13 protein-coding genes are annotated in these 11,652 nt (G+C 73.7%); 6 read left to right on the forward strand and 7 right to left on the reverse strand.

Features of this window, described 5'->3' with window-relative positions; all coding sequences use genetic code 11:
* The first annotated feature begins 2 nt into the window (after nt 1-2).
* Entirely contained in the window at nt 3-1,079 is a 1,077-nt protein-coding gene (locus D7I47_RS07655) for a hypothetical protein (protein ID WP_120762485.1), read from the forward strand.
* A gap of 10 nt (nt 1,080-1,089) precedes the next feature.
* Here the strand turns inward: D7I47_RS07655 and D7I47_RS07660 are convergent, their stop codons facing one another.
* Nucleotides 1,090-1,743 carry a DUF2510 domain-containing protein gene (locus tag D7I47_RS07660; protein ID WP_120762486.1) on the reverse strand — a complete coding sequence of 218 codons (654 nt, stop codon included), beginning with the start codon at nt 1,741-1,743 and terminating at the stop codon, nt 1,090-1,092.
* A gap of 383 nt (nt 1,744-2,126) precedes the next feature.
* Here D7I47_RS07660 and D7I47_RS07670 point away from each other — a divergent pair, with 383 nt between their 5' ends.
* The 4 genes from D7I47_RS07670 to D7I47_RS07685 are packed head-to-tail and all read left to right on the forward strand — an operon-like array spanning nt 2,127 to nt 4,970.
* Nucleotides 2,127-2,573 carry a MaoC family dehydratase N-terminal domain-containing protein gene (locus D7I47_RS07670; RefSeq protein WP_120762488.1) on the forward strand — a complete coding sequence of 149 codons (447 nt, stop codon included), beginning with the start codon at nt 2,127-2,129 and terminating at the stop codon, nt 2,571-2,573.
* Nucleotides 2,570-2,992 (forward strand): MaoC/PaaZ C-terminal domain-containing protein, encoded by a 423-nt coding sequence (locus D7I47_RS07675; RefSeq protein WP_120762489.1) that lies wholly within the window; start codon nt 2,570-2,572, stop codon nt 2,990-2,992. Before D7I47_RS07670 ends, D7I47_RS07675 begins: the two co-directional genes overlap by 4 nt.
* Nucleotides 2,989-4,083: a UDP-N-acetylmuramate dehydrogenase gene (locus tag D7I47_RS07680; RefSeq protein WP_120762490.1), complete on the forward strand. Its 1,095-nt coding sequence runs from the start codon at nt 2,989-2,991 to the stop codon at nt 4,081-4,083. The genes D7I47_RS07675 and D7I47_RS07680 overlap by 4 nt, the downstream gene beginning before the upstream one ends.
* Entirely contained in the window at nt 4,080-4,970 is an 891-nt protein-coding gene (locus tag D7I47_RS07685; RefSeq protein WP_120762491.1) for a ribokinase, read from the forward strand. The genes D7I47_RS07680 and D7I47_RS07685 overlap by 4 nt, the downstream gene beginning before the upstream one ends.
* On the opposite strand, the gene D7I47_RS07690 is transcribed toward D7I47_RS07685, so the two are convergent.
* The 5 genes from D7I47_RS07690 to D7I47_RS07710 form a co-directional block, all read right to left on the reverse strand.
* On the reverse strand, nt 4,967-5,593 hold the full coding sequence (locus D7I47_RS07690) for a response regulator (RefSeq protein WP_120762492.1): 627 nt from the start codon (nt 5,591-5,593) through the stop codon (nt 4,967-4,969). The two genes, D7I47_RS07685 and D7I47_RS07690, sit on opposite strands and share 4 nt — an antisense overlap.
* Nucleotides 5,590-6,732, reverse strand: coding sequence for a sensor histidine kinase (locus D7I47_RS07695; RefSeq protein WP_120762493.1), 1,143 nt, complete (start codon nt 6,730-6,732; stop codon nt 5,590-5,592). The genes D7I47_RS07690 and D7I47_RS07695 overlap by 4 nt, the downstream gene beginning before the upstream one ends.
* Complete coding sequence (locus D7I47_RS07700; RefSeq protein ID WP_120762494.1) at nt 6,733-7,584, reverse strand: ABC transporter permease; 852 nt, start codon at nt 7,582-7,584, stop codon at nt 6,733-6,735. It lies immediately after the preceding gene.
* Nucleotides 7,581-8,456: an ABC transporter ATP-binding protein gene (locus tag D7I47_RS07705; protein WP_120762495.1), complete on the reverse strand. Its 876-nt coding sequence runs from the start codon at nt 8,454-8,456 to the stop codon at nt 7,581-7,583. The genes D7I47_RS07700 and D7I47_RS07705 overlap by 4 nt, the downstream gene beginning before the upstream one ends.
* Before the next feature lie 167 nt (nt 8,457-8,623).
* Nucleotides 8,624-9,256 (reverse strand): TetR/AcrR family transcriptional regulator, encoded by a 633-nt coding sequence (locus tag D7I47_RS07710; RefSeq protein ID WP_120762496.1) that lies wholly within the window; start codon nt 9,254-9,256, stop codon nt 8,624-8,626.
* Nucleotides 9,257-9,326: 70 nt separating this feature from the next.
* Between D7I47_RS07710 and D7I47_RS07715 the strand changes: the two genes are divergently transcribed.
* Entirely contained in the window at nt 9,327-10,622 is a 1,296-nt protein-coding gene (locus D7I47_RS07715) for a glycosyltransferase (protein WP_120762497.1), read from the forward strand.
* 62 nt (nt 10,623-10,684) lie between these two features.
* On the opposite strand, the gene D7I47_RS07720 is transcribed toward D7I47_RS07715, so the two are convergent.
* Entirely contained in the window at nt 10,685-11,632 is a 948-nt protein-coding gene (locus D7I47_RS07720) for a hypothetical protein (protein WP_157981670.1), read from the reverse strand.
* Nucleotides 11,633-11,652 lie beyond the last annotated feature (20 nt).

Genomic DNA, 11,652 nt, shown 5'->3' on the forward strand with positions numbered 1-11,652 from the left:
GGATGCCGCATCGCCTCTCCCCGCAACTGCTCGACCCGCTCGGCGGCGTCACCGCGCAGGCGTTCACCTGGGTGCTCACCCTCGGCGCGTTCGCCACCTCGATCGCCCTCACGATCATCCACCGCGAGGAGTACCGGCAGGCCGCTCCTCTCGTCGCGGCGTTCGCGGCGCTCGTGGCGGCGGGCCTTGTGCTGGTCATGTCGAGCGCGCCGCGGCGGGCGCCGTTCACCTGGCGCAGCGCGCTCGCCCTGCACCTGCTGTGCCTCGCGGCGGTCGGGTTCGAGGCCGCGTCGCAGTGGGGTGCGAACGCGACGGTTCGCTCCGACTGGGGCCCCATCGCCTTCGCGCTGCTCGTGATGGCCACCGGATGCTTCCGCCCCGCGGTCGAGATCCTCGCCATGACCGCGGTGAGCTCGGTGCTCGTCGCGGGCACGACGATGGCGGGGTCGATCGCGGCCCAGGCGACGCTGCCGCCCGGCGTCTACGGGGGGCTCACCGCGGGTCCGCTGCTCGCGGCCGGCGCGGGTGCCGCCGCGTTCTCGGCCACCCTCGTGAGCCGACTGCTGAGCTGGCGCGAGCACACCAGCGGGCTGCGCGCCGAGAACGCCGCCCGGCTGCGCAGCCGCGTGCGCGCCGACCTGCGGGTGGAACGGCTCACCCTCATCGAGGGCGAGGTGGCGCCCTTCCTGCGCGAGCTGTTGGCCCGCGGCGAGACGGATGCGGCGAGCGCGATCCGGGCGCGCGAGCTCGGCGAGGCGCTGCGCGGTGCCCTCGTGCGCGAGGCCGACGGCGTCTGGCTCGACGACCTCGTCGTCTCGCTCGACGACCCCGACGGCCTCGCGACGCGCATGGACGACACCGAACGCGCGGCCCTCGAGGCGGTCTGCGCGGCGCTCGCCCGCCGGCGGCCGAGCGCCGTCGTCGGGAGGTCGGGCGACCGCATCCTGCTCACCCTGCGCTGGGAGCGCGGCGGCCCGGGCCGCATCGGGCCGGAGCTGCAGGCGATGGTGCGCAGCATCTTCCCCGGCGCGCGGATGCACCTGACGTCGCGGGTCGTCGAGCTCGAGTTCGACGGCTGAGCGCGCCCGCTCAGCTGGAGGAGTAGACGCCGAAGTAGCCGGGGAACTCGTTCAGCATCTGCATGGTCAGCGCGACCGACCAGACGATCGAGCCGATGAGCAGCGCGGCGTAGAGCGCGACGTGCACCCACAGCGGCCAGCCCGCGGTGCGGATCACCTTGCGCAGCACGACGAGGCGACCGATGAGGTAGACGAGCGGCATCGGGATGAAGGCGAACGCCCAATGGAACGGGCGCACGACGCCCACCGCCGTGAGGTGTCGGTAGTCGCGGTATGCGGCGATCACGGTGAGCGCATAGGCGAGCACCGAGAGGCCCATGATCAGGAAGTAGACGGCGAAGAAGCGGGTGAGCGCCTCGGTGCCGCCCAGGCCGTACGAGAGGCCGATGACGACGCGCATGTAGCCGGAGAAGTCGAACAGGAAGACCGCGCTCGACGCGAGCAGCGAGACGGTCGCGACGAGCCACACCCACACGGTGTCGACGCGGGTGCCCTCCGGCAGCGCCGGTCGCACGAGCGGCTGAGCCTGCGCGTAACCGGTGGGCGTCGCGGGCGCCGCGACGTGGTCGGTCCAGCCCCGGCCGTCCCACCAGCGCTGGGCACCCGAGGCGTCGGGGTACCAGCCGGGTGCGGCGGCGGATGCGGTGTTCGCGGGGTCGGTCATCGGTGTCCTCCTCGCTCGATGGTAGGGCCCTCGACGGCCCGGATGTCAGTGGTGCGCGGTTGAATGGACGAGAATTCGCGACACGCCGAGAACACAACATCTAGGGGAATGACATCCGTGAAGTTCCCGTTATATAGTGAGAACCCATCCGGGGCCCGTCCCCGGAACCACCAGTTGAGAACTTCGAGGGAGGTTGCCATGAACGACGTCGACACCGTCGGTGGCTACGCAGTTCCGGTCGACCCGATGGACGACCTCATGTGCGAGTCCTGCCAGTAGGCAGCGCCACCAAGTACCCCCCGGAGCCCCGGCTGACCGCGACGGTCGCCGGGGTTCCGTCTGTCCGGGGGTCGCGCGCCGGGGTGCGCCGATAGGCTCGTCGGGTGAGCGTCAACCCCGAACTGCAGGGCCGCAGCTACCCGCCGACCGCCCCCTACCTCGTGGGCCGCGAGAAGGTGCGCGAGTTCGCGCGGGCCGTCTACGCGACCAGCCCCCTCCACCACGACCCCGAGGCGGCGCGCGCCGCCGGCTACGCGGACGTCGTGGCGCCGCCGACGTTCGGCGTCGTCGTGCAGGAGCACGCGCTCGCGGTGCTGCTCGCCGACCCCGAGGCGGGCATCGACTTCTCGCGCGTCGTGCACGGCGACCAGCGCTTCGCGTTCAGCCGCCCCATCGTCGCGGGCGACGAGCTCACCGCCACCCTCACCGTCACGAGCGTCAAGACGCTCGGCGGCCACTCGATGGTCACCGCCGACGCGCTCATCGCCGACGCGGCGGGCGAGCACGTCGTCACCGCCACCTCCAGCCTCGTCGTGCGGGGCGACGAATGAGCGCCCCCGCCGTCTCCGCGCTCGCCCTCGGCGAGGTCGTCGCCGAGGCGGAGTTCCTGCTCCACCGCGACTCCCTCGTGCGCTACGCGGGTGCATCCGGCGACTTCAACCCCATCCACTACCGCGACGACGTTGCCGCATCCGTGGGCCTGCCCGGCGTGCTCGCGCACGGGATGCTGACCATGGGCCTCGCCGTGCAGCCGGTCGTCGACTGGGTGGGCGACCCCGGCCGCGTGCTCGACTACCAGGTGCGGTTCACACGCCCCGTCGTGGTCGACCCCGTCGACGGCGCCGTCGTCACCGTCGTCGCCAAGGTAGGCCGCATCGACGAGGCCGGCGCGCGCATCGACCTGACGGTGAGCTTCAACGGCGAGACCGTGCTCGGCAAGGCGCAGGCGGTCGTGCGGCTGGACGCGTGACCGTGGTCGAACTCGCCGACGTCACGACGCTGCGGGTCGGCGGCCCGGCGCGCGAGCTGCGCGCCCCGGGCACCCGCGACGAGCTCGTCGCGACCGCGCGCGAGGTGTGGGAGACGGGCGAGGACTGGCTGCTGCTCGGCGGCGGCTCCAATGTCGTCATCGCCGACGAGGGCTTCGACGGCACCGTGATCCGGGTGGCGACGCGCGGCATCGACATCGCGGTGGACGCCGACGGGCGCCACGCGCGCGTGCGCGCCGCCGCGGGGGAGAGCTGGGACGGGCTCGTCGCGGCGACCGTGCAGGCGGGGCTCGCGGGCGTCGAGGCGCTCTCCGGCATCCCCGGCACGGTGGGCGCGGCGCCCGTGCAGAACATCGGCGCCTACGGGCAGGAGCTCGGCGAGCGGCTCGTCGGCATCGACTTCCTCGACTACGCGACGGGTGAGGTGCTGCGGCTCGACGCCCGCGAGCTGGGCCTCGGCTACCGCACGAGCGCGCTCAAGCGCGGCCGCGCGGGCATCGTGCTCGCGGTCGAGCTCGACCTCGACGCGGGCGGGCACTCCGGCCCCGTCGCCTACGCGCAGCTCTCGACCGCGCTCGGGGTGGCGCTCGGCGACCGCGTGCCGCTCGCGGACGCGCGCCGCGCCGTGCTCGCGCTGCGGGCCTCGAAGGGCATGGTGCTCGATGCCGCCGACCCCGACTCGGTGAGCGCCGGCTCCTTCTTCACCAACCCGATCGTCTCCGAGTCGTTCGCCCGCGCGCTGCCCGCGGAGGCGCCGCGCTGGCCCGTCGCCGACGAGGAGGCGGATCGCGTGCTCGCGCCGGGCGAGGACGTGCCGCCCCTGGCATCCGCCGAGTACCGGGTGAAGCTCTCGGCCGCCTGGCTCATCGAGCGCTCGGGCATCGCGCGCGGCTTCGCGCTGCCCGGTTCGCGCGCGGCGATCTCCTCCAAGCACACGCTCGCGATCGTGAACTGCGGGGGCGCGACGGCATCCGAGATCGTGCAGCTCGCGGGCTACGTGCAGACCCGGGTGCTCGCCGAGTTCGGCGTGCGGCTGCAGCCCGAGCCGGTGTTCGTCGGGGTCTCGTTGTGACCGACATCGTCGTGCTCGGCAGCGCCAACATGGACCTCGTGGTGCGCCAGCCGCGCCTGCCGGAGCCCGGCGAGACGATGTTCGGCTCGTCGTTCGCGACCGTCGCGGGCGGCAAGGGGCTCAACCAGGCCGTCGCGGCGGCGCGGGCCGGGGCGTCGGTCGCGTTCCTCGGCGCGCTCGGGGGAGACGAGTTCGGGGCGACCCTGCGGGCCACCCTCGAGGCGGACGGCATCGACACCGCCGGGATCGCGCTCGTCGAGCGTCCCACCGGCACCGCGCACATCTCGGTGCTCGACGGCGGCGAGAACGCGATCGTCGTGGTGCCGGATGCGAACGGCGTGCGGCTGCCGCTCGACGACGTGCAGCGGGCCGCGATCCGCGCGGCGCGTTACCTCGCGGTGCAGTTCGAGCGGCCCCTCGAGCTCGTCGCCGAGGCCGTCGCGTTCGCGCGGTCCGTCGGGGTGACGACCGTGGTGACCCCGGCGCCCGTGCTCGAGCTGCCGGAGGGCTTCCTCGAGCAGGTCGACGTGCTCGTGCCGAACGCGGCCGAGGCGCGCGCGCTCGCGGGCGTCGACGACGAGGCGGATGCCGCCCGCGCGCTCTCGCGCCGCGCCGGCACCGTCGTCGTCACGCGCGGCGCCCGCGGGGCGCTCGTCGCACGCGGCGGCGAGCTCGTCACCGAGGTGCCGGCGCACCCGGTGACCCCCGTCGACACGACCGGCGCGGGCGACACCTTCACGGGCGTGCTCGTCGCCCGCCTCGCGCTCGGCGACACCGAGCCCGCGGCCCTGCGCGCCGCATCCGTCGCCGCCGCCCTCGCGACCACCCGCCCCGGCGCATCCCCCTCGATGCCCACCTGGTCCGAGGTGGCGCCGCTCCTCGGCTAGAGGAGCTTCAGCTCCATCGCGCGCGTCACGGCGCGGGTGCGGTCGTTCACGTCGAGCTTCGCGAAGGCGTGCAGCAGGTGCGTCTTCACCGTGGCCTCGCCGAGGTGGATGCGGGCGCCGATCTCGCGGTTCGAGAGCCCCTCCGCCACGAGCCGCAGCACCTCCAGCTCCCGGGGGCTCAGCTCCGGACCGCGCGGCGGCTCGGGTGCCCGCGTGCGCGCCACGAGCATCCGGCTGACGCTCGGCGCGAGCGCCACCTCGCCCGCCGCCACCGCGCGCACCCCCGCGAGCAGCTCCTCCTCGGGCGCCGCCTTCAGCAGGTAGCCGCTCGCCCCCGCGGCGATCGCCGACAGGATCGCGTCATCCGACTCGTAGGTCGTGAGGATCAGCACCCGCACCCCCGGATGCGCGGCCAGGATGCGGGCGGTCGCCTCGTCGCCGTCGATCCCCGGCATCCGCAGATCCATCACGACGAGGTCGGGCGCCGTCGACGCGACGAGTGCGAGCGCCTCCTCGCCGCTCGCCGCGGTGCCCGCGATCTCCACGTCGGGCGCCGCCTCGAGCAGCGCCACGATGCCCGCGCGCACGACCGGGTGGTCGTCGACCACGAGGATGCGGATCACGCGGCACCCCCGATCGGCAGCGTCGCCACGATCGCCGTCGCGCCCGGCGTGCCGTCGACCTCGAGGGTGCCGCCCGCGAGCGCCAGCCGCTCGCGCAGGCCCGCGAGCCCGAAGCCGCCGGGTTCCGCATCCGACGCGAAGCCGCGGCCGTCGTCCGCCACCCGCAGCCGCGCCTCGCGCGCATCCGCCACGAGCTCGAGCCGCGCCGAGCCCGCACGCGAATGCTTGCGCACGTTCGCGAGCCCCTCCTGCGCGCACCGCAGCAGCACCACCTCGGCGTCGCGGTCGAGCGGCGCGGCGAGCGAGGTCGCCGCCGTCACGCGGATGCGCGTCTCGCGCTCGAAGCGCTCCGCCAGGCGCTCGAGCGCCTCGCCGATGCCGCCGGTGGCGAGCTCCACGGGCGCGGCCGCCGCGACGAGCGCGCGCGTCTCGGCGAGCGCATCCCGGGCCCCCGTCTCGATGAGCTCGAGCGTCTCGTCGTCGACCGCGCCGGATGCCGCCTCGCGTCGGGCGCGCTGGGCCAGCAGCACGAGGCCGGTGAGCGACTGCGCGACCGTGTCGTGCACCTCGCGCGACATGCGCGCCCGCTCCGAGGTGACCCCGGCATCCCGGTGCAGTCGGCCGAGCTCGTCCTGCGCGGCGGTGAGCTCGTCGAGCAGCCGCGCCTTCTCCTCGCCGAGGGAGGCGATGCGCGAGATCCAGGTGCCCATGATGATCGCGAACCCGAACGACACCACCTGGCTCACGAGCACCGCCTGCCAGGCATCCGGGCCCGGGATGCTCACGAAGAACCCCGCACCCACCGCGACCGCGACCGCCGCGCTCGCGACGATCGCCGGCCCCCGGCCGCGGGCGAGCACCCAGGCGAGCGGGTAGGCGAGGGCCTGCGAGATCGCGAACATCGGCTCGAGCGCGGTGAGCGCCCCGGCGAACAGCACGGTCAGGGCGGTCAGGGCGATCGCCGGGGCGTTGCCCTCGCTCGTGTGGCGGAACAGCAGCAGGAAGGCGATCGCATAGCCCGCACCCACGCCGGCCCCCGTCGCGATCGACGCGGCGGGGGCGCCCCCGACGAGGAGGAACACGACGGGGGCGATCGTGGCGGTGGCGAGCACCGCCAGCCACCAACGCGACCTCAGCATTCAGCCATCCTTGCGGATCCAACGGAAGGTGAGCCGGGTCAGCACGAGCCCCGCGACGAGCCAGATGCCGCACACGAGCAGGATGCCGGTCAGGTTCCACTCGCCACCCGCCTCCATCGCCGCGTAGCTGTCGGGCAGGAACACCGCCCGCATCCCGTGCGCGAGCCAGGCCAGCGGGAAGACGTTCGCGATGTTCTGCAGCCACTCGGGCAGCATCGAGAACTGGATGTAGACGCCCGAGATGAACTGCAGCACGAGCACGATCGGGATGACGACGGCCGTCGCGCTCTTGCCGGTGCGCGGCAGGGCCGAGAGGCCGATGCCGAGGATCGCGCACGTGGTCACGCCGAGCAGGAACACCCAGGCGAAGGTGAGCCAGGCCTCCGGGTCGGTCGGCAGCGTCACCCCGAAGGCGAGCCACGCGACGACGATGATGAGCGCCGCCTGCAGGGTCGCGGTGACGAGCACCTGGCCGATCTTGCCGATGAAGTAGCCGACCACCGGCAGCGGGGTGCCGGCGAGGCGTTTGAGGGTGCCGTCGCCCTTCTCCATGGCGATGTCGGTCGCGAGGTTCTGCAGCCCCGAGAGCAGCACACCGGCCGCGAGCATCGCCGGCAGGTAGTACTGGGCGGCGGTGAGCGGTTCGCCGTCGGGGGTCTGCCCGAACTCGATCGAACTGAACGCGACCGAGAAGATCGAGAGCATGAGCAGCGGGAACAGGAAGGTGAAGAACACCGTGTCGCCCTGCCGGAAGTAGGAGCGCACCTCGTACCCGACGCGCGAGATCCCGAGGCGGAGGGCGTGCCCGAGGCCGAAGGCGGCCGGGGCGGGGGCGGGGGCGGTGGCGGTCATACGAGGGTCCCTTCGGCGGTGGCGGATGCGTCGGCGCTGTCGCCGACGAGCTCCAGGTAGATGTCCTCCAGGCTCGGGCGGATCACCTCGAGCCGCTCGGGCTCGCCGGCGGCGGCGAGCCGGGCGACGAGCGCGCCGGGCTCGTGGGTGCGCTCCTCGCGCACGACGCCCCGCTCGACCCAGCGCACGATCGGCGTGCGCGCATCCGCCCCGCCGAGCTCGTCCACGGCGCCGAGCGCCACGAGCTCGCCGCGGGCGATGATGCCGGCGCGGTCGGCGAGCTGGGCGGCCTCGTCGAGGTAGTGGGTGGTGAGCAGGATGCTCGTGCCCTCGTCGGCGAGCTGCCGGATGAGGCGCCAGAACTGGCGGCGGGCCTCGGGGTCGAAGCCCGTCGTCGGCTCGTCGAGGAACAGCAGCTCGGGGCGGCCGATGATGCCGAGGGCGACGTCGACGCGGCGCTTCTGGCCGCCGGAGAGCTTCGCGATGCGGGTGTTCGCCTTCTCGTCGAGGCCGACGGCGGCGATCACCTCGTCGACGTCGCGCGGGTTCGGGTAGAAGCCCGCGAAATGCCGCAGCTGTTCGCGCACGGTGGCGGTGCCCTGCTCGCCGGTCGACTGCAGCACGATGCCGAGCCGGGCCTTCCAGGCGAGGCCGCCGTGGGCGGGGTCGACCCCGAGCACGCGCACCTCGCCGCCCGTGCGGGCGCGGTACCCCTCGAGGATCTCGATCGTGGTGGACTTGCCGGCGCCGTTGGGGCCGAGCAGGGCGAAGGTCTCGCCGCGGCGGATGTCGAGGTCGATGCCGCGCACGGCCTCGAACCCCTTGTAGCTCTTGGTGAGCCCGCGCACCTCGACGACGTTCTGGGTGGTCATGTGCCCATCGTGCGCCCGCCGCGCGCCCCGCACCACCCGCATCCCGGTGGGTTCGCCCTCCACCGTTCGGTGGATCCCCTCCACCCATGACGCTGACCGGTCGGTTTCTGGCCCCATTCGCGTTGTTTGGGGCCAGAAACCGACCGGTCAGCGGATGCGGGGCGGAGTCAGGGGGTGAAGACGGTGCGCTCGATCGTGTCGACGAGCCAGTCGCGATAGCGGGTCATGCTCCAGCCGGAGTCGAGCACGAGTTGCACGTAGCCGCTCGGGGAGACGAGGAACTGCAGCGCGGCGGCGAACTCCTCGTCATCGCCCGGGCGGCGGGCGAGGCCCCTGGCGCGGAAGCCCGCCATCGAGTCGCGGAAGTCCTTGCGGCGGCGCTCCTGCAGCCGTTCGAGCCCCTCCGCGACGGCGGGGTCTCCCATGGATGCGTCGAGCAGGGCGATCCAGAGCCGTGCGATGCGCTCGTTGGCGCCCGTGATGAACTCGACCCACGCGGGCAGCAGCTCCTCGGCGGGCGTGGCGAGCAGCCGCGCGCCGATCTCGCGTTCGCCGATCGTGGTGGCGCCGCCGTCCTCGCCGGTGAAGGTGACGTCGAAGGCGGCGAGGATGAGGGCGCTCTTGGGACCGTTGGCCTTCACCGTCTCGAGCGATACCCCGGATGCCTCGGCGAGCCGGGCGAGCGAGGTGGCGGCGTAGCCGTCGCGGGCGAAGAGCTCGGCGGCGGCCTCGAGGATGCGGCGGCGGGTCTGGGCGGCCTGGGCGGCGCGCAGGGGGGAGCTGTAGGCGCGGGATGTCATTTGACTTTCCTAACAGGGTGGTGAATACTCTGACGAGTCCACCAATACCCTATCCGCTGAGAACGACGCCATGACCACCGCCTCCCTGAACCTGCTCATCTGCTCGACCCCCGTGCACGGCCACGTCACGCCGCTGCTCGCCGTCACCCGGCACCTCATCGCATCCGGTCACCGGGTGCGCTTCCTCACCGGCACGCGCTATCGCGACGCCGTCGAGGCCGCCGGTGCCGGCTGGGTGCCACTGCCCGCCGAGGCCGACTACGACGACCGCGACATCACGGCCGCCTTCCCGGGGCGCGAGGGCCTGTCGGGCCCCGCCGGCATCCGCTACGACCTGCGCGAGATCTTCCTGCGCCCCGGACCCGCCCAGCTCGCCGCCGTCGACGCCGCGATCGCCGAGGAGCGCCCGGATGCGGTGCTCGTCGAGAGCATGTTCATGGGCGCCCTGCTGCTGCTGTGCCGCCCCGGCGAGCGGCCGCCGGTCGTCAACCTCGGCATCGTTCCGCTCGGCCTCGCGAGCCGCGACACCGCGCCCTTCGGCCTCGGCATCCCGCCGAAGCCGGGGCTCGCCGGCCGCATCCGCAACCGGATGCTGCGCTTCGTCGCGGAGCGGATCGTGTTCGGATCGGTGCAGCGCTACGCGCGCGAGCTGGTGGAGCGGGCGGGTGGCACCCTCACGCGCGACTTCATGGGCAGCGCCGCGCTCGCCGACGCGATCGTGCAGTTCACCGTGCCGTCGTTCGAGTACCCGCGCAGCGACCTGCCCGCGAGCGTGCACTTCGTCGGCCCGGTCTCGCGTACGACGCCCTCGACGATGCCGCTGCCGGAGTGGTGGGGCGACCTCGACGGTTCGAGGCCCGTCGTGCACGTCACCCAGGGCACCGTCGCGAACACCGACCTGGGTGCGCTCATCGACCCCACGATCGAGGCGCTCGCCGACGACGACGTGCTCGTCGTCGTGAGCATGGGGGGCCGCGAGGTGCCCGAGCGCGCGTACCCGGCCAACGTGCGCATCGCCTCCTACCTGCCGTACGACAAGCTGCTGCCGCTCACCGACGTGATGGTCACCAACGGCGGCTACGGCGGGGTGCACTTCGCGATGGAGCACGGGGTGCCGCTCGTCACCGCGGGCCTCACCGAGGACAAGGCGGAGGTCACGGCGCGTGTCGCCTGGAGCGGCGCCGGCATCAACCTGCGCACCGACCGCGCGGATGCCGCATCCGTGCGTTCCGCCGTCCGCCGCCTCCTCTCCGACCCCACCTTCCGCGAGCGCAGCGCCGCCATCGGCCGCGACATCGCCGCATCCCCCGGCGTGGCGGGCCTCGAGTCCCTCCTCCCCACCCTGACCACCGTCCGCCTCCACTGATCCCGCGCTGACCGGTCGGTTTCTGGCCCCATTTCCGGGTTTTGGGGCCAGAAACCGACCACTCAGCGCGGGGGTGTCCAGCCGCGGGCGCGGAGGGCTGCCCGGATGCGGGCGACGGCGGCGCGGGACGCGGGGGTGCGCAGACGAGGGTCGACCTCCTCGGAGGTGAGGCGGTGGAGGTTCCAGTCGATCGCCGCGAGCTCCTGCTGCTTGCGGATGTCGCGGCGGAACTTCTCGGGGCTCTGGTGCAGCAGGCTCTCGTACTCGAGCGCCTGCTGGAACTCGGGGTAGGCGCCGTCGAGCATCGCCACCCGGTCGCCGAGCGGGCCGAGCACCCAGTAGTTGAGCTCCGGTTCGGGGAGGCCCGCCCGCACGACCATCAACCGCATCCGCGTCTCGCCGTTCGAGAGCGACCCGTAGCGCACCTGCTCGAGAGCCTCGCGGGCCCGCCGGATGCCGCGGTCGCCGGGGCGGCGCGCGACCGTCGCCGCGAGCGCGTCGATGGTGGTGAGCGGCGGGGCGCCGTCGTAGGGCTCGCTGCCGGTGACCAGGAAGTCGCCCGCCGCGATGAGCGCGTCGAGCCCGAGCAGCGGCGCGCTCATCACCCAGCTGACCTCGGGCGAGGTGAGGTGGATGTCGCCGAGCATCGTCACCGGGGTGCGTTGCGGGTAGAGGCGGTGCGGGATGGTGTGGGCGGTTCGCGGGCGCGCGGCGCCGACCGAGGAGACGTGGATCGCCTCCTCGGTCTCGACCGAGCGGGGGAGAGGCGCACCCCACAGCAGGAGCGCCGTGGTGTGGCTGATCACCTGGCCGGGGTGCTGGCGGAGCGCGTAGGCCTCGACGATCTCCCGCGGGGCGCGCACGGGGGTGAGGGTGCGCACCGAGTTGAAGGGGCGGATGAGGTCGGGGCCCGCCATCCGCCCGGGTGGCAGGCCGCGGCGGAGTGCGTCGCGGACCCGGAACGGCTCGGTGGCCCACTCCTCGGGCAGGGGTGCGGCGGCTCGTGACATGCCCCCACCCAAGCGCCTCC

Origin of the sequence: Protaetiibacter intestinalis, from assembly GCF_003627075.1 — a bacterium.
GTDB classification, from domain to species: Bacteria; Actinomycetota; Actinomycetes; order Actinomycetales; family Microbacteriaceae; genus Homoserinibacter; species Homoserinibacter intestinalis.